The sequence below is a fragment of the Pseudomonas sp. JZ134 genome (assembly GCF_051027695.1).
Lineage (GTDB): Bacteria > Pseudomonadota > Gammaproteobacteria > Pseudomonadales > Pseudomonadaceae > Chryseomonas > Chryseomonas luteola.
In genome coordinates, this window is record NZ_CP069250.1 from 14,887 (window position 1) to 31,159 (window position 16,273).

17 protein-coding genes are annotated in these 16,273 nt (G+C 53.5%); 5 read left to right on the forward strand and 12 right to left on the reverse strand.

The genetic code is table 11. The annotated features are described in order from the left end of the window. Nucleotides 1-122 precede the first annotated feature (122 nt). The 3 genes from glmU to glmS all read left to right on the forward strand — a co-directional run bounded on the left by glmU (nt 123) and on the right by glmS (nt 4,269). Nucleotides 123-1,484 carry a bifunctional UDP-N-acetylglucosamine diphosphorylase/glucosamine-1-phosphate N-acetyltransferase GlmU gene (gene glmU / locus JQR86_RS00080; protein WP_434154112.1) on the forward strand — a complete coding sequence of 454 codons (1,362 nt, stop codon included), beginning with the start codon at nt 123-125 and terminating at the stop codon, nt 1,482-1,484. 101 nt (nt 1,485-1,585) lie between these two features. Further along, nucleotides 1,586-2,356 (forward strand): DeoR/GlpR family DNA-binding transcription regulator, encoded by a 771-nt coding sequence (locus JQR86_RS00085; RefSeq protein ID WP_407362584.1) that lies wholly within the window; start codon nt 1,586-1,588, stop codon nt 2,354-2,356. Between the two features lie 77 nt (nt 2,357-2,433). Continuing rightward, a complete protein-coding gene (gene glmS / locus JQR86_RS00090; protein WP_407362583.1) occupies nt 2,434-4,269 on the forward strand; it encodes a glutamine--fructose-6-phosphate transaminase (isomerizing) in 1,836 nt (611 codons plus the stop codon). Nucleotides 4,270-4,303: 34 nt separating this feature from the next. Here the strand turns inward: glmS and JQR86_RS00095 are convergent, their stop codons facing one another. Continuing rightward, nucleotides 4,304-4,540 (reverse strand): hypothetical protein, encoded by a 237-nt coding sequence (locus JQR86_RS00095; protein ID WP_125888025.1) that lies wholly within the window; start codon nt 4,538-4,540, stop codon nt 4,304-4,306. Nucleotides 4,541-4,803: 263 nt separating this feature from the next. Continuing rightward, nucleotides 4,804-5,172 (reverse strand): NADH:ubiquinone oxidoreductase, encoded by a 369-nt coding sequence (locus JQR86_RS00100; RefSeq protein ID WP_434154114.1) that lies wholly within the window; start codon nt 5,170-5,172, stop codon nt 4,804-4,806. 55 nt (nt 5,173-5,227) lie between these two features. Here JQR86_RS00100 and JQR86_RS00105 point away from each other — a divergent pair, with 55 nt between their 5' ends. Together JQR86_RS00105 and JQR86_RS00110 are read left to right on the forward strand one after the other, a co-directional pair. Further along, on the forward strand, nt 5,228-6,196 hold the full coding sequence (locus JQR86_RS00105; protein ID WP_434154115.1) for a CobW family GTP-binding protein: 969 nt from the start codon (nt 5,228-5,230) through the stop codon (nt 6,194-6,196). A gap of 85 nt (nt 6,197-6,281) precedes the next feature. Beyond that, nucleotides 6,282-7,346: a TonB family protein gene (locus JQR86_RS00110; RefSeq protein WP_434154116.1), complete on the forward strand. Its 1,065-nt coding sequence runs from the start codon at nt 6,282-6,284 to the stop codon at nt 7,344-7,346. A gap of 61 nt (nt 7,347-7,407) precedes the next feature. Here JQR86_RS00110 and JQR86_RS00115 read toward each other — a convergent pair whose 3' ends face one another. The 10 genes from JQR86_RS00115 to JQR86_RS00160 all read right to left on the reverse strand — a co-directional run bounded on the left by JQR86_RS00115 (nt 7,408) and on the right by JQR86_RS00160 (nt 16,255). Continuing rightward, nucleotides 7,408-7,905: an acyl-CoA thioesterase gene (locus JQR86_RS00115; RefSeq protein ID WP_010796320.1), complete on the reverse strand. Its 498-nt coding sequence runs from the start codon at nt 7,903-7,905 to the stop codon at nt 7,408-7,410. 101 nt (nt 7,906-8,006) lie between these two features. After that, entirely contained in the window at nt 8,007-8,768 is a 762-nt protein-coding gene (locus JQR86_RS00120; RefSeq protein ID WP_010796319.1) for an SDR family NAD(P)-dependent oxidoreductase, read from the reverse strand. 156 nt (nt 8,769-8,924) lie between these two features. Beyond that, nucleotides 8,925-9,326, reverse strand: coding sequence for an SMI1/KNR4 family protein (locus JQR86_RS00125; protein ID WP_010796318.1), 402 nt, complete (start codon nt 9,324-9,326; stop codon nt 8,925-8,927). Between the two features lie 159 nt (nt 9,327-9,485). Then, nucleotides 9,486-10,331, reverse strand: coding sequence for a Tim44 domain-containing protein (locus JQR86_RS00130; RefSeq protein WP_010796317.1), 846 nt, complete (start codon nt 10,329-10,331; stop codon nt 9,486-9,488). Nucleotides 10,332-10,839: 508 nt separating this feature from the next. After that, on the reverse strand, nt 10,840-11,268 hold the full coding sequence (locus tag JQR86_RS00135; RefSeq protein WP_407362580.1) for an EamA family transporter: 429 nt from the start codon (nt 11,266-11,268) through the stop codon (nt 10,840-10,842). A 53-nt stretch (nt 11,269-11,321) separates the two neighbouring features. Then, nucleotides 11,322-13,490, reverse strand: a complete 2,169-nt coding sequence (gene uvrD / locus JQR86_RS00140; protein WP_019366458.1) for a DNA helicase II — start codon at nt 13,488-13,490, stop codon at nt 11,322-11,324. Between the two features lie 74 nt (nt 13,491-13,564). After that, entirely contained in the window at nt 13,565-14,944 is a 1,380-nt protein-coding gene (gene yegQ, locus JQR86_RS00145) for a tRNA 5-hydroxyuridine modification protein YegQ (RefSeq protein WP_407362579.1), read from the reverse strand. 131 nt (nt 14,945-15,075) lie between these two features. Next, entirely contained in the window at nt 15,076-15,261 is a 186-nt protein-coding gene (locus JQR86_RS00150; protein WP_239383292.1) for a hypothetical protein, read from the reverse strand. 172 nt (nt 15,262-15,433) lie between these two features. Continuing rightward, nucleotides 15,434-15,850: a hypothetical protein gene (locus tag JQR86_RS00155; RefSeq protein WP_434154117.1), complete on the reverse strand. Its 417-nt coding sequence runs from the start codon at nt 15,848-15,850 to the stop codon at nt 15,434-15,436. 51 nt (nt 15,851-15,901) lie between these two features. Then, on the reverse strand, nt 15,902-16,255 hold the full coding sequence (locus tag JQR86_RS00160; RefSeq protein WP_434154118.1) for a hypothetical protein: 354 nt from the start codon (nt 16,253-16,255) through the stop codon (nt 15,902-15,904). Nucleotides 16,256-16,273 lie beyond the last annotated feature (18 nt).

Below are 16,273 nucleotides of genomic sequence, written 5' to 3' on the forward strand. Positions count from 1 at the left end.
ATGAAAGGGGTAGCTTCGGCTACCCCTTTTCATTTCTGGCCGTGAGCACTTGCTGAGCCCGTTTCTCTTCTGAGACTCTTTATCCGTGTCTAACGGCTTAACGGCCCTATCGAGGCGTAAACATGTCCCTTGAAATTGTCATTCTTGCTGCGGGGCAAGGCACCCGTATGCGCTCCGCTCTGCCCAAGGTTCTTCATCCGATTGCCGGGAAGGCCATGCTGGGACACGTGATCGATCGCGCCCGCGAACTGACTCCGCAAAGGATCCATGTAGTGATCGGCCATGGAGCCGAAACCGTCAAGCAGCGTCTGGCAGCAGATGACCTCAACTTCGTCGTCCAGCAGGAGCAGTTGGGTACAGGCCATGCTGTCGCCCAGGCGCTTCCCCATCTGTCGGCGGAGCGGGTACTGATCCTATATGGCGATGTTCCGCTGATTGAGAAGTCTACGCTTGAGCGTCTGCTAGAGCAGGTTAGCGCTCAGCAGCTGGCATTGTTGACTGTAGAACTGGCAGATCCCACGGGTTATGGACGTATCCTTCGGGATAACCGCGGTGAGGTGTATGCAATTGTTGAGCATAAGGATGCCGATGCAACGCAGAAGGCAATCCGCGAAGGTAATACCGGTATTCTGGCCGTTCCGGGCGAGCGATTGGGAGAGTGGCTCGGTAGACTTTCCAACAGCAATGCACAAGGGGAGTATTACCTGACGGATGTCATCGCAATGGCCGTATCCGATGGCTTGCGCGTTGCAACGGCTGAGCCAGACGATGCCATGGAGGTTCAGGGAGCCAATGACAGAAAGCAGTTGGCTGATCTTGAGCGACACTATCAATGGCGCGCTGCGCAAGCGCTCATGACGCAAGGTGTAACACTACTGGATCCGACACGCTTTGATCTGCGTGGGCAGGTCCAGACTGGCCGTGATGTCACTATTGATATCAATGTTATTCTGAGTGGCACGGTGGTTATCGAAGACAACGTCGAAATTGGGCCCAACTGTGTTATCCACAACAGCACGTTGAAACGCGGGGCGGTTATCAAGGCCAACAGTCATCTGGATGGCGCAGTAGTGGGTGAGGGTGCCGATGTAGGTCCCTTTGCTCGGCTACGTCCCGGTTCTGTTCTGGAAGCCAGAGTTCATGTGGGCAATTTCGTCGAGTTGAAAAACGCTCATCTTAATGAAGGCAGCAAGGCGGGGCATCTGTCTTATCTGGGTGATGCTGTCCTAGGAAAGAACTGTAACGTAGGCGCCGGCACCATTACCTGCAACTATGATGGTGCCAACAAGTATAGAACCGAGATTGGCGATGACGTCTTCATTGGCTCCAACAGTTCGTTGGTAGCACCAGTCACGTTAGGCGATGGAGCAACCACGGCTGCAGGTTCTACCATTACGGAAAACGTGCCTGCACAGACGCTGGCACTGGGTAGGGCAAGACAGGTTAACAAGCCTGATTGGCAACGTCCTATCAAGAAGAAGTAACCCAAAAGGCTGTGAAATACTCACAGCCTTTTTCATTCTGGGTTGACTTTTTTTCCGTTAAGGGTTTTGATTCGAAGTATATAAATTTCGAATCGAAACTTATGGCCAAGCGCAACACTCCACAACGTCGCCACGACATCCTTGCCCGTTTGAATGAACAGGGTGAGGTGACAGTTGATGAGTTGACCAAACTGTTTGCCACCTCAGAAGTTACGATTCGAAAGGATTTGGCTGCGCTCGAAAAGAATGGTCTCTTACTACGCCGATACGGTGGCGCCGTTTCGATCCCCCATGAGCTTCTGAGCGATCTTGCTCAAGCGCCATCACCGTATAAGCAGGCCATTGCACGGGCTGCCTCTTCACGTATCCGCGAACATGCCCGGGTCATTATTGATAGTGGCAGCACGACCGCTGCGCTTATTCCCGAATTGGAAAACAAAGCAGGTCTGGTTGTGATGACCAACTCGCTTCATATCGCCAATGCCTTGCGTGAACTTGAGCATGAGCCGGTTTTGTTAATGACTGGCGGGACCTGGGACCCTCATTCGGAATCCTTTCAAGGGCAAGTGGCTGAGCAGGTCTTGCGCTCTTACGACTTCGATCAGCTATTCATTGGTGCTGATGGATTGGATCTTGAACGGGGCACGACAACGTTCAATGAATTATTAGGCTTGTCGCGTGTAATGGCTGAAGTGGCCCGAGAAGTCATCGTTATGGCAGAAGGGGACAAGGTTGGTCGACGTATTCCCAACCTGGAACTGCCCTGGTCGAACATTCACACGCTTGTGACTGATGAGCGTTTCCCTGATGAAGCCAGACACCAATTGGAACAACGGGGCATTACTGTCATTTGTGTGGCTGTGGATAAATGATCTCCATCAAATATCCACAGCCACTCTTTAAAATTTGAACGAAGCATTCATATGCATCGCTTGTTTAGGAGTTTTCCATGTGTGGCATCGTAGGCGCCATTGCTGAGCGTAATATCACCGCTATCCTCGTTGAAGGGCTCAAGCGCCTTGAATACCGAGGGTATGACAGCGCAGGTCTTGCCGTACTGACGGCGCAGCAGACCCTTGAGCGCATTCGTCGCCCCGGTAAGGTCAGCGAGCTGGCTAGCGCGCTTAACAGTGAAGGCCTGACAGGTCGCCTCGGTATTGCCCATACTCGCTGGGCCACGCATGGTGCGCCAACTGAAGCGAATGCCCATCCTCACTTCTCCCATGGTCAGATTGCAGTGGTCCACAATGGGATCATTGAAAACCATGAACCCCTGCGCGAGTGGTTAAAGGGGCTCGGTTATGTCTTTACCTCCCAGACCGATACCGAAGTCATCGTTCATCTTCTGCATCACAAGCTGAAGGAAACCGGTGATATCACGCATGCGCTGAAGGCAGCGGTGAAAGAGCTGCATGGTGCCTACGGTGTAGCGGTCATGAATATCGATCAGCCTGATCGTCTGGTCGCTGCCAGAAGCGGCAGCCCCCTGGTGATCGGCCTGGGTATTGGGGAAAACTACCTGGCGTCGGACCAGTTGGCGCTCCGGCAGGTAACGGATCGCTTTATCTACTTGGAAGAAGGCGACATTGCAGAGATCCGTCTGAATGGCGTCTCGCTGTGGTCGGTGGACGGTGAACCGGTAACACGTGAAGTTGTTCAGTTTACCGAGGGGGCCGAAGCCGCTGACAAAGGCTCGTTCCGCCACTTCATGCTCAAGGAAATTCACGAGCAGCCTGCTGTGGTTCAGCGCACCCTGGAAGGGCGGTTGGGTCTTGATCATGTGGTGACCGAGGCATTCGGTCCTCAGGCAACAGACCTGTTTAGGCGTGTCAGGAATATTCAGATCGTTGCCTGCGGCACAAGTTTTCATGCCGGTATGGTGGCGCGCTATTGGCTGGAAGGTCTTACGGGTATCCCTTGCCAAGTCGAAGTGGCAAGTGAGTTCCGCTATCGGCGTGTAGCGGTACAGGCTGACACGCTGTTTGTGACCATTTCCCAATCAGGGGAGACAGCGGATACCTTGGCTGCGCTTAGAAATGCCAAGCCGCTGGGCTATTTGGGCAGCCTTGCAATTTGTAACGTCGCGACCAGTTCGCTGGTACGTGAGTCGGACCTGACCTTACTGACACAGGCTGGCCCTGAGATCGGGGTTGCTTCTACCAAGGCGTTCACGACTCAGCTGGTTGCGCTGCTGCTGCTTACGCTGTCGTTGGGCCGTGCTCAGAACCGTCTTGAGGCTGGCGTTGAGGCTGAATTGGTGGAAGAGCTTCGCCGTTTACCCGCGCGTCTTGATGAAGCGCTTGCCATGGATAAGCGCGTAGAGAAGATTTCCGAGCTATTTGCAGAGAAGCACCATACTTTGTTCCTCGGCCGTGGTGCTCAATATCCGGTAGCAATGGAAGGCGCGCTCAAGCTCAAGGAGATTTCCTATATTCATGCCGAGGCTTATCCGGCGGGTGAGCTCAAGCACGGCCCGCTGGCGCTGGTGGACACCGACATGCCTGTGGTTACGGTAGCGCCCAATAATGAGTTGTTGGAAAAGCTGAAATCCAACCTTCAGGAAGTACGCGCTCGAGGCGGTCAGCTGGTTGTCTTCGCGGATGCAGAAGCTGGTCTTACCAACGGGGAAGGCACCCACCTGATCGGTATGCCCAGCATTCATGATGTGCTGGCGCCAATCCTCTACACCATACCGCTGCAATTGCTGTCTTATCACGTCGCTATATTGAAAGGGACTGATGTGGATCAGCCTCGCAATCTAGCCAAGTCGGTAACGGTTGAATAATGTATTCAGCAAAGCCCCGTTAAGCGGGGCTTTTTTATGGGTTGGACGTACAGCCACCAATACGGCCGCATAAAAGTGTTTGTCGACCTGCAGACGAGCTGGACACGCGTCCACGTGAAGTCCAACCAATGGCCCGTGTAAAGCCGGACCAGATCTCGCCATCCGAGGCGTAACCCATCAAGAAACTGATTCGACCATAGTGTGCCTGGGTTTGCGTCCAGGTGCGCTGGGTTGCAGCATCGTATCCTTGGATAAAAATATGTTTATCCACAACCGATACATGATAGTGACTGCCTGCAAGGTCTTCGCAGCTGACTATTTGCCCCGTACTCATACAATTCACAGGTAAGCCATCGGCAAATGCAAAAGATGAGCACAGCAAGGAAGAGGCAAGTAATAGAGACCAGGCTGGTGGTCTTTTCATAAGATAGAAAACCATTAAACAGATTTGGTTGTTATCTTATAACCTATTTGCCTTGTGCCAGTAGCCTTTGCCATCAGCAGGATGATCCATAAAGGCATCAGAGCCTGTCATCATTCAGTCCGCTTGGATGTATCCAGCCACGTGCCCTGGCTCTGCTGTTCACAGAACGGCTTCAAGAAGCGTGCATCCGTAGCAATACCGTAATAATGGATGTCCTGTCTGTACGGCATGCCTTGTACTTGGGCGTTCTGGCAGATACCGAATCCGCCGGTAGGGCATTGTTCAGCAAAGGTAACCTCAACGTACTGCTCTGCCAGTTGAGGCTTACAAAATCCATCATGAAATAGATTCGCTGGAATCGAGCGATTCTGCTGGCAGACTTTCACATCGACGCCTTTACCCTTGCTGTGGACCAGGCACGCTTCGGCCTGCACATAGAGCGGAGCGAGGAAGGCTAGGCAGGCAAGTAGACGATACATAGAGGTAACCGGCTTAAATCGGCGACTCTACCACTGACCGAATCGAGACATAAACATGCTCAAGCATATACCTACCCACGTGATAACAGGACCTTTGGGGGCAGGCAAGACCAGCCTCATCCGGCATTTGCTGACGCAGCGTCCTCAACACGAGCGGTGGGCAGTGCTGGTCAACGAGTTCGGTCAGATAGGGCTTGATGCTGCGTTGTTGCATACCACGGATGCCGGTATCTCATTGACTGAATTGCCGGGAGGGTGCCTGTGCTGCGTCAACGGCGCGCCATTGCAGATAGCCCTGGTGCAGTTGTTGCGCAGGGCTCAGCCCCAGCGCCTTTTCATTGAGCCGTCAGGGCTGGGGCATCCGGCTACATTGCTCAAGCAGCTCGCCGAAGGTACCTGGCAGGGTGTGCTGGCGATTCAACCGGCAGTCATGGTGGTTGATGCTCACCGCTTGGCGAGCGGGGAACAGTTGCCTGATGCTCAACGTGAGGCGTTACCCGGGGTTGGGCTGCTGGTACTCAACAAGTCTGAGTTGTTGAATGACAGAAGCCGACAGGCGCTTCTAGCCTCCTTGCCCGACATCCAGTGGCAATGGACCCAGCAGGGAAGGCTGCCTTTTAAACTTTTGCCCGGAAGCGCTTGTATAGCTGGCCAACGTGCTCCCGATTCACTCCCAGTGCCTCCCCCTGGTCAGCAGGGACCATTACCTTCGCTGCTGTTACCTGGACAGCCCTTAAGGCAAATTCATGAGGCTGAAGGGCGCTTCGCCATAGGGTGGCGGTTTCACCATAGCAGCCAATTTAACCGCCAAGCAGTTCAGACATGGCTGGGCGCATTACCTGCACTGCTCAGGGCAAAAGCCATTCTGCATGCAGATGGGCAGTGGTGGAGCTTCAATCAAGCCAGTGGACAGGGTGAATGGCGGATCAGTGAGTGGCGCAAGGATAGCCGGGTCGAATTGATCTTCGAAACGGTCGTAGATGCAGCCGCCCTAGAGTCAGATTTGATGAATTACATGCAATAGGAATCCTGTTGTCGCTAAAAGTTGATAAATTCGTTATCTTAATGATAATGATTATTAAATCTGACCGCCTTTGTGGATCATTCCTATGTCGTTGACGTTGCCGGCGAGATCAAAATCGCCTGAGCAAGACCCTTCGCTGCAGCCTGAGCACCCTGCTGAATCGGCTGAAGGAGTACGTCTGTATGTCGTGCGCAGTGAGGTTGAGCCTGTTGATGGTGTAAATGCCAGCCGTACGGATCCAGGCGCAGAGATCATTTCGCTGCAAGGGTATTCACGAAGCGATGAGGTGCCTCCGCTGGAGGAGAACGTCGGCAATGCCGAGCCGACAACCGAAACAACGCCTCCTCGTCGTTGGTGGCTGGCCTCGGGGACTTCCTTTGTTATGCACGCGGCGCTGGCGGCTGCATTGTTTTTTGTCGTACAGACTCCGCCCGAACTCAAAATCAGCAAGGGTGATAGCCCAAGCGAGCTAAAGGTCAGCTTTATCCAGCTGTCCAAAAAGGAGCCTGCCCCAGAGCCTCCGGCAGCAGCGCCTACACCTCCGGCCCCACCAGAGCCCGAACCGCCTAAGCCGGAGCCTCCTAAGCCGGTTGAACCGCCCAAGCCCGTCGAACCACCCAAACCGGTAGTCGAAAAGCCCAAGCCAAAGCCGAAACCCAAGCCGGTTGAGCACACCCAGCAAAAACCGCTACCGGTCAAAAAGAAGCCTGAGCCCAAAGCAGAGCCTGAGCCAGCCCCTGCGCCTGCTGCACCGGCAGCAAGTGCTCCTACGCCTGCGGCTGCACCAAGCGCACCTGTTCAGGCACCCGTGGCCACGCCTGGCGCCAAGACCGCCGCTTCTGCAGGTCCTGCAGGCCTCCCTACTGGGAGCATCGACGACAGCGATATCCGTCCTTTGAAGATGGATCAGCCCAAATATCCTGATGTGCTGCGTCGTCGCGGATTAAGCGGGGAGGTCAAAGTGCTATTTACCGTAACCGCAGATGGCCGTATTACTGATGTGGAAGTACTGGAGTCGTCCAACAAAATGTTCGAGCGCTCCGTGCTCGATGCGTTGAGCAGCTGGCGCTTTGCTCCTCGTGTATCAGGTGGACAAATCGTACCGCGCAAGGCTACCAAGGTATTTATCTTCAAGCTGCAACGCCGCTAACGGCCGACAGGCTCCAATAAAAACGCCGCGGATAATCGCGGCGTTTTTGTTTAGGCCCTGATCAGCCGGATGAAGGAAGTACGTCTTCCTTGATCGCCTGATACCGCTCTTGCAACTCTCGGCGAATTTGCCGGCGTTGCTGTGCCTGTATGCAGCGGCGTTTCTCGTCGAACGTCTTGGGTTCCAGTTGAGGAACGGGGCAGGGCTTGCCGTCATCACCCAATGCAACCATCGTGAAGAAGCAGCTGTTGGTATGGCGTACCGAGCGCTGTTGAATGTTTTCCGTAATGACCTTGACACCGACCTCCATAGACGTCGTTCCGGTGTAGTTCACCGATGCCAAAAACGTAACCAATTCACCTACGTTGACCGGTTCGCGAAAGATCACCTGATCGACCGACAGTGTTACCACATAACGGCCTGCATAACGGCTGGCGCAGGCATAGGCCACTTCATCCAGATGTTTAAGCAAGGCGCCACCGTGCACCTTGCCAGAGAAGTTCGCCAAATCGGGCGTCATCAGAATGGTCATACTGAGCTGGTGATTACCGGCTTCCATATAGGCCTCGTCATATCCTCAAATCACCGGTAATTCCGGCGGCGTCAGTATGCAATGTTATGGCGATTTGCCATAGGACTCATGCGTTAGCTGTATTTGTCTTATGAGCGGCCCGCCGACAACCCCCTATCGATAGGCATGTCTGCGCCTGAAATAGCAGAGGCCTGCGGCTGGCATAGGAAGTACACCAGTTCAGCGACTTCTTCAGGCTGGATAAAGCGGGCTTGATCACCTTGCGGATACCGATTGAGCAAGTTGCGCCGGTAGCCGGTAGGATCGCCCTGGCCATAATGGGCCGCCTGAAAATCCAGCATGGGCGTATCGATATCGCCTGGGGAAACAGCATTGACCCGCACACCGTCCTTGGCCAGCTCAATGGCGAGGTTCTGGCTGAAGAAACGAATAGCGGCTTTAGCAGCGCCATAGGCGGCAGCACCCGAGACAGGTTGGCGACCCGCACCGCTCGAAATATTGATGATCGTTCCGCGGGTTTCCTTGAGAAACGGGATGGCAGCGGAGCACATGAAGAAGGTCGACTTGAGGTTGACCGACATGACGAGGTCATAATCCTCTTCGCTGAACGTCTCGACAGGGCCTTCGCGCCAGACACCTGCCGCATTGATCAGAGCATCGAGGCGGCCGGTACGCGCCATCACCTTGCTGATGAGGTTACGACAGCCTTCGGCCGTCCGTAGATCAGCTACGACGCTCGAATCCAGGGGAACATTGCCATTGAGATCATGCAGGCCATCCTTGTCCAGATCTGCCGCTGCAACGCGCCAGTGACTCTGTGAAAAACGCTGGGCCAGTGCTCGACCGAGCCCGCCAGCGGCACCAGTGATCAGAACGACAGGAGTACTCATCCAGGGATTACCTTCTAGCGGAAAAGATAGCTATATCCAGACCTTGCGCAGCCGCTTACGTTCAGCGTCTGGCCTGCCATTCTCGTGCAATCCGCTACAAGCGTCTCGTAAAGCCTGCCAATAACGGCAGGCTAACGCTATAGAGCTGATCAATGATCAGCTTTCCAGCCACACATCCCGTGCCCAGATCCAGACGGAATCCCAGGTGTCATCGTCCAGCTCACCATCCGTCCAGAGCAGAACCTCGCCTTCCTGACTTACGGCGTAGTAGCCGTCACCGTCCTCACAAATGGGTATCAGATCGCGAGGTAGACCTTCCGACCAGGCTGTAGCGGCCACTTCTGGGAGGTAGGTATGGGACTGCGGATCGGTCACCGTTACGGGCTCGAGCTTGCCGTATACCACATCGCTGACGGTGAGAAGAAACTCGCGAAACTCGGGCGGAAGGCTGATCAACAGTTCTTCTTCGATTTCGACCAACAGGTCCTCATCGGGCAGCTCGAGCGGTACCGGAACAGGTTCGTTCTCTTCGCGCAGCCTTTCAATCACGTCTTCCATCAATACATCCTCTAATGCAGGGGTGCGTGTTATACCCTAGTCAAGAATATAAAAGATGGAAAAGGTGCCATCGAGAAAGTGCTACCTGTATGAACAGCGCGACAAACGGTAGAAATGAAAAAGCCCGGCATGGCCGGGCTTTTCTGAAACACAGAGCGATCAAGCGTTCTGACGGATACCGGCCAGCAGCCAGGGCTGGTTGCTACCTGCCAGGCGCTCCATACGCCAGCTTTCGCTGAAATTCTGACCCTGGTCGAAGCGAGACTCTTTCGACAAGCCAGAGAACGTGATGGTAGCGATGGTCTTGCCTTCCAGCTCTTCCACGCCATCCAGCTCGGCCTGCAAGTTCTCGATGTAGGTGGACTGGAAGCCTTCACCCAAGCTGGCACGCTCATCTTTCAGCCACTGGAGCATCTGAGGCGTCACGAACTCGGCGATCTTGTCCATCTCGTTGGCATCCCAGTGCTGCTGCAGAGACATGAAGTGCTCACGGCCAGCTGCAACGAAACGCTCTGCATCAAACCAGGCAGGCGCATTCATGACTGGCGCGGCACCACCCTGACCGAATCCGCCAGGCTGCTGTACAGGCGCTTCACGGTACATCGGTGCGTGGCCTGCCGGAGCGGGCTGATGCTGCTGATGTTGCTGCTGACGGCGGCGCGTGAATAGCTTGAACAGAACAAACGCTATCAGGGCCATGATCAGGAAGTCGAAGAACTGGAAGCCTTCGAAACCGTCGCCCATGAACATGGAAGCCAATAAGCCACCAGCGGCAAGACCCGCTAACGGACCCAGCCAGCGAGAAGCACCGCTAGCGGCTGGCGCCTGACGACCCGGTGCGGCTGCCGCTGCGCCTGGTTGCTGTTGAGGCGGTGCCGCCTGGCGTGTCTGGTGAATGGGAGCTGCACCAGCCGACTTGCCTCCACCCATGCGCTTGGCATTGGCATCAAGGCTCAGGGTCAGGCCCAGGCAGATGATCATGAAAAAACTCATTATGCGTTGCATCGTAAGATCTCTTATCGTGAACTACGTTGATGTCCATCTTGCGCCGGACATTGCGTAAGGGCTAGCGCTAATTGTTTCGGCTTTTTGCATGGTTTACTCAAGCCTTATCGTTTGCTGTTGGACTATTGCTTTATGCGCAATATTTCAAACCACTGGTCAGCTCCAAAAAAGCGTTAGCGCGTACTCAATTAGGGTGTTTTCTAAACATCGGCTGTGGCTAAAAGCACAGATCTGAAATTGATGGCTGAGCGCTATCATTTCATTACTACCTTGAGACGGTATGCTGTCCAAACCATTTGCATCTTGGGCTACGGGAGTGGAGTGTTGTGATGCAAGGGATGGTGGCTATCGCTTTACAAGGATACCGGCCTGTAAATGCCTGACAGAAGCAGTCGTGGCGGGGCTCGGTGGGTAGGGCGCCTGAGCACCTCTATGCAGGGAATAGGCTTGTCTTGCATGCTTCGGCAATCTCCCACCGTTTGACAAGCCTTTCCTTGCGCCTTCAACCCTAGGGTTTCAGCGCCAATAGCACCACGCCAAAACCGATTGCGCCAATGCCGCACCATTGGCGCAGCGTCAGCTTTTCGCCTAGCAGCAGTACACCGAATAGGGCCACGAGCACTACGCTCAGCTTGTCTACTGGCGCTACCAGCGAGGCGCTACCCATCTTCAAGGCTCGGAAATAACAGATCCAGGAGGCGCCGGTAGCCAATCCAGATAACACAAGAAAGAGATAGCTCTTTGGCGAGATCGAGCTTAAGGGCTGATACTGGCGGGTCGCATAAACAATCAGCACAAGCGACAGGAACACTACTCCAGTCCGCAACAAGGTAGCAAAGTCCGAATTGACCTGGGCAATGCCAATTTTGCCAAAAATGGCTGTGAGCGCCGCGAAAACGGCTGACAGCAATGCCCAGAAGAGCCAGGAAGATGCCACGCAATGTCCTTCTTCAAACAGACAGGGCGACCTTGGCCGCCCTGGAGTATACGTTAAACCGGCTCCAGCTTGGCGTAACTCACCATTAACCACTTGCTGCCTTCGGCGTCGAAATTCACCTGAACACGTGCATGTGGACCTGAGCCCTCGTAATTCAGAATGACCCCTTCGCCAAACAAGGCGTGATTGACTCGTTGGCCCAATGCAAACGTCGTGTCTGGAATGGCGGCACCTGCAAACGGATTAGGTCGACCTACGCCAAACGGCTGCTTGACCGAATTGGACAGGCGGACTTCCTGAATCAGGTTTGGTGGCACCTCGCGGATAAAGCGCGAGAGCTTGTTATAGGTCTCGGTTCCATGAAGCCGGCGCGTTTCCGCATAGGTCATCACCAGACGTTTCATGGCCCGGGTAATTCCCACATAGGCCAAGCGGCGTTCCTCCTCCAAGCGGCCGGACTCTTCCAGGCTCATCTTGTGAGGGAACAGGCCTTCTTCCATACCAGCCAAGAAGACCAACGGAAACTCCAGACCCTTCGCACTGTGCAGCGTCATGAGCTGTACACAGTCTTCATGGCTGTCTGCCTGATTATCCCCAGATTCCAAGGCCGCATGGTCAAGGAAGTTAGCCAGAGGAGAACGATCATCGTCACCACTGAAATCAAAGGACTTCGCGGCGCTGATCAACTCCTCAAGGTTTTCGACCCGTGCCTGACCTTTCTCGCCCTTTTCAGCCTTGTGATAGGCCACAAGCCCTGTCTGCTCGATCACGATCTGAGTCAGCGTATGCAGCGGGACATCTTCAGACCTGAGCCCCAATTCATCGATCAACTCGACAAAGGCATTCAGACTGGATGCCGCCCGACCGGATACCGACTTGGTGCCGACCGCATCATGCAGTGCTTGCCACATGGAGTAGCCGTTTGTGCGTGCAGTGTTACGCAGGATCTCGACCGTCTTTTCACCAATCCCTCGGGGCGGGACATTGATGACACGCTCCAGCGCCGCATCGTCATGGCGATGACAGATCAAGCGTAGATACGCCATCGCATTCTTGATTTCGGCGCGTTCAAAGAAGCGTTGGCCGCCATAGATGCGATAGGGAATTTTTTCCCTCAGCAACGCTTCTTCCAATACCCGTGACTGGGCGTTGGAGCGATACAGAATGGCCATTTCGCTTAGCGAGAGACCCTTCTTCGATTCGCTTTCGATAGTTTCGACGATGTAGCGGGCCTCATCGTGCTCGTTGAAGCCCGCGTACAAGGTAATGGCTTCGCCTTCACCTGTATCCGTCCACAGCTCTTTGCCTAGCCGATCGCTGTTATTGGCGATCAGGCCATTGGCTGCCTGCAAAATCGTGCTGGTGGAGCGGTAATTCTGCTCTAGACGAATGATGGCGGCAGAGAAGTCCTGGTTGAACTGCTGGATATTCTCGATACGCGCGCCACGCCAGCCGTAGATGGACTGGTCGTCATCACCCACTACCATCAGGCTCTCTCCGCCCTGGGCGAGCAGCTTGAGCCATGCGTATTGCACGGCATTGGTATCCTGGAACTCATCTACCAGCACATGGCGGAAACGGCGCTGGTAATGGGCAAGCAGGTCTGGATTATCGCGCCACAGTTCCAGGGCACGGAGCAGCAGCTCGGAAAAGTCGATGACGCCGGCACGAGCACACGCTGCTTCATACGCCTCGTAGATGCTGCGCATGGTGGCCAGGAACAGATCGCCACTGGCCTGGATATGCTGCGGACGTAAGCCTTCGTCTTTCTGGCCGTTGATGAACCACTGCGCCTGCCGTGCCGGCCAGCGCTGCTCATCCAGCCCCAGATCCCGAATGACCCGCTTGACCAGGCGCTGCTGATCGTCACTGTCCAGAATCTGAAAATTCTGGGACAACTTGGCTTCCTGCCAATGAGCTCTGAGCAGACGATGGGCAAGCCCGTGGAACGTACCGACCCACATGCCTTGCGGATTCATGTTCAGGAGCTGCTCGATCCGGTGGCGCATTTCGGCAGCGGCCTTGTTGGTAAAGGTCACTGCCAGGAGCGAGTGGGGCGACGCATGCTCGACCTGGATCAACCAGGCGATACGGTGCACCAGCACCCGGGTTTTGCCGGAACCGGCACCCGCAAGCACTAACTGTCGGCCAAGGGGCGCCGCCACCGCTTCACGCTGGGCGGCATTCAGGGAATTCAGGAGGAGAGAGAGGTCATCATGCATGAGCACATTGTAACGACTCGCGCGCTGGACTGCATGGGCGGCTGGTCAGCTTCATGCACGAACCAGCCGCTTTTTTACCGAAATTGCGGGTTTCGAGTGGTCGTACCTGCTTCCAAGTTGCGCATCAACAATCCATAGCTGAGATCAATGCCTTCCGGAACCGCCAAGTAGACGGTATGGCCACTGCCCGGAGCGGTTTCCAGGCGGATACCGCGCGCGTTTTCCATCGCTTCGACTGAAAGGTTCAGATTGCCGTTAGGCGTCATGACCTCGATAGAATCGCCCAAGTCGAAGCGATTCTTTACGATTACTTCAGCCAGTCCGTTGCGACGTTCACCGGTCAACTCACCCACGAACTGCTGGCGCTCGGATACCGAATAGCCCTGGTTATAGTTCTGATACTCGTCGTGCACATGGCGGCGCAGAAAACCCTCGGTGTAACCGCGGTGAGCCAATGACTCCAAGGTATCCATCAAGGATTTATCGAAAGGGCGGCCCGCCACTGCGTCGTCGATAGCCTTGCGATAGACCTGCGCCGTACGTGCCACGTAGTAATGGGACTTGGTCCGGCCTTCGATCTTGAGTGAGTGCACTCCCATCTTCGCCAACCGCTCAACATGGTGCACGGCTCGCAAATCCTTGGAGTTCATGATGTAAGTACCGTGCTCATCTTCATAGGCCTCCATCAACTCACCCGGTCGGCCCGCTTCTTCCAGCAGGAAAACCTCACCTGTAGGCGTACCGGAGCCTAGTGTTGGTTCCGACAGGTTGGCTGCGATAGGTTCTTGATGCTGCACGATGGCCCCTAACCCATCCTCTTTCCCAGGATGAGCCTTGTACTCCCAACGGCAGGCGTTGGTGCAGGTGCCCTGATTAGGGTCGCGCCGGTTGATATAGCCAGACAGCAGGCAGCGTCCGGAATAAGCCATGCACAGCGCACCGTGAACGAACACTTCCAGCTCCACTCCCGGCACCTGTTGGCGGATCTCTTCAATCTCCTCCAACGACAGTTCTCGGGACAGAATTACGCGTGACAGACCTTGGCTCTCCCAAAACTTCACGCTCGCCCAGTTCACCGCATTGGCTTGTACGGACAGGTGAATTGGCATCTGGGGAAACGCCTGACGCACCAGCATGATTAAGCCAGGGTCTGACATGATCAACGCATCCGGACCCATGGCAATGACGGGCTCGATATCCTTCAGAAACGTCTTCAGCTTGGCGTTGTGTGGCGCGATGTTGACCACTACATAAAATCGTTTGCCTTGCGCATGTGCCTCATTAATGCCCAGCGCGAGGTGCTCATGGTCGAATTCATTATTTCTGACCCGGAGGCTATACCGTGGCTGCCCTGCATAAACGGCATCTGCGCCATAAGCAAAGGCGTAACGCATGGATTTGAGCGTACCGGCAGGGGAGAGGAGTTCGGGTTTGAATAAAGACGTAATGCTCATGGAGTAGCGACTTCAAAACCATGAGCTTATGAGAGCAGATTGTGGACGGTATTGATCCAAGTCTATAAACCTATGGATGCTGCTCGCAGTAAGGATTCGCTAAGGCTTGGCGAACCCTTACTTGAATACGATTAGGCGACTAGATTGCCCAGCAGCATTGCAAATCCCAGTACCCCCAACGGGAATGCCCAATACTGCATTGGGATCCAGAACAAGGTGTGGCGCTTACGCAGCTCAACGGTTTGCTGGGTTTCTGGGTCAATCAGGATCTTTCCCGGACGGCTATTAAGTTGCTTACCAAAATAGAAAACAGCCATAGCAGATGCAAGTAGCGTTAGCGGAAAAACGATGAGACTACTCGCGCCCAAAAAGCCACCTAGTAAGGAGCCAACTAAGGCCATAAAAAGGGGAATGATAACGACTAAAAACCAAAACCTTGCCATATTAAGAGCATATTTTATCTTCCTTGATTGGGTTGTGACACATTAACTACCATGTGGAGCGATCTTCGGACTCAGCCTTTATAAGATCTTCCTTCCACTCTATTTTAGCAATTTCATAGATCTTTGAGAAGAAACCTCTTGGATCAACAATCTCATCTGCATACCAGGCAAGTGATCTGTATTCTTCTTCTAGGTACTCAAAATAAGAACTAAAATTGTGGCTTTCAATAGACAATAGTCCTCCTAGCTTTTCTAAAAGAACAAGCCTATGTCTGTAGGAAAGATAATTTAAGCTGGGAAGAATATATTTTCTTATTATTTCTTCTCTATCAGAGGTTTTGTTTGGATCGTATCTCCATAATTCTTCTCCTAAGTTTTCCTCTCTGTCATATATCTCAATGCCTCCTAAAAAAGAGTTAATGTTTGGTACATAGGGGTTTTCTAAAAAAGAATGCCTAAGCATTAGGCATATAGTTTAATTGCTAAGCTTTTATTAAAGCATATCGATAGCGGTCTAGACTGGATAAGTTTTTTTTAGCTTTTCTAAAGCATCATATATTCTATTTTTTTCAGTTTTGATATTTTGCTTGCACCAGTCTGTTATTAATTTTACAGCCAAGCTTTTACTTACGTTAAGACTTTCATTCATAAATTCAAAGGTGATCCCGTTATTTTCTATAAATTCTTCAGGAGTTCCATCTGGATCTGAGTCTATATATACGCCAGAATGTTCTAAAGCTACGCTTTCTCCTTTGTTTAATGAGTCTATTAATAATAAAATATAATCATTGCTTGTAGAGGTCCTTAGGGTTTTAAAATCTAAAAGGCAGCAGTTTAAGATTGAAAAGTCTTTTTCTTTGGACGACATGGTGCATATTCTTTGAAA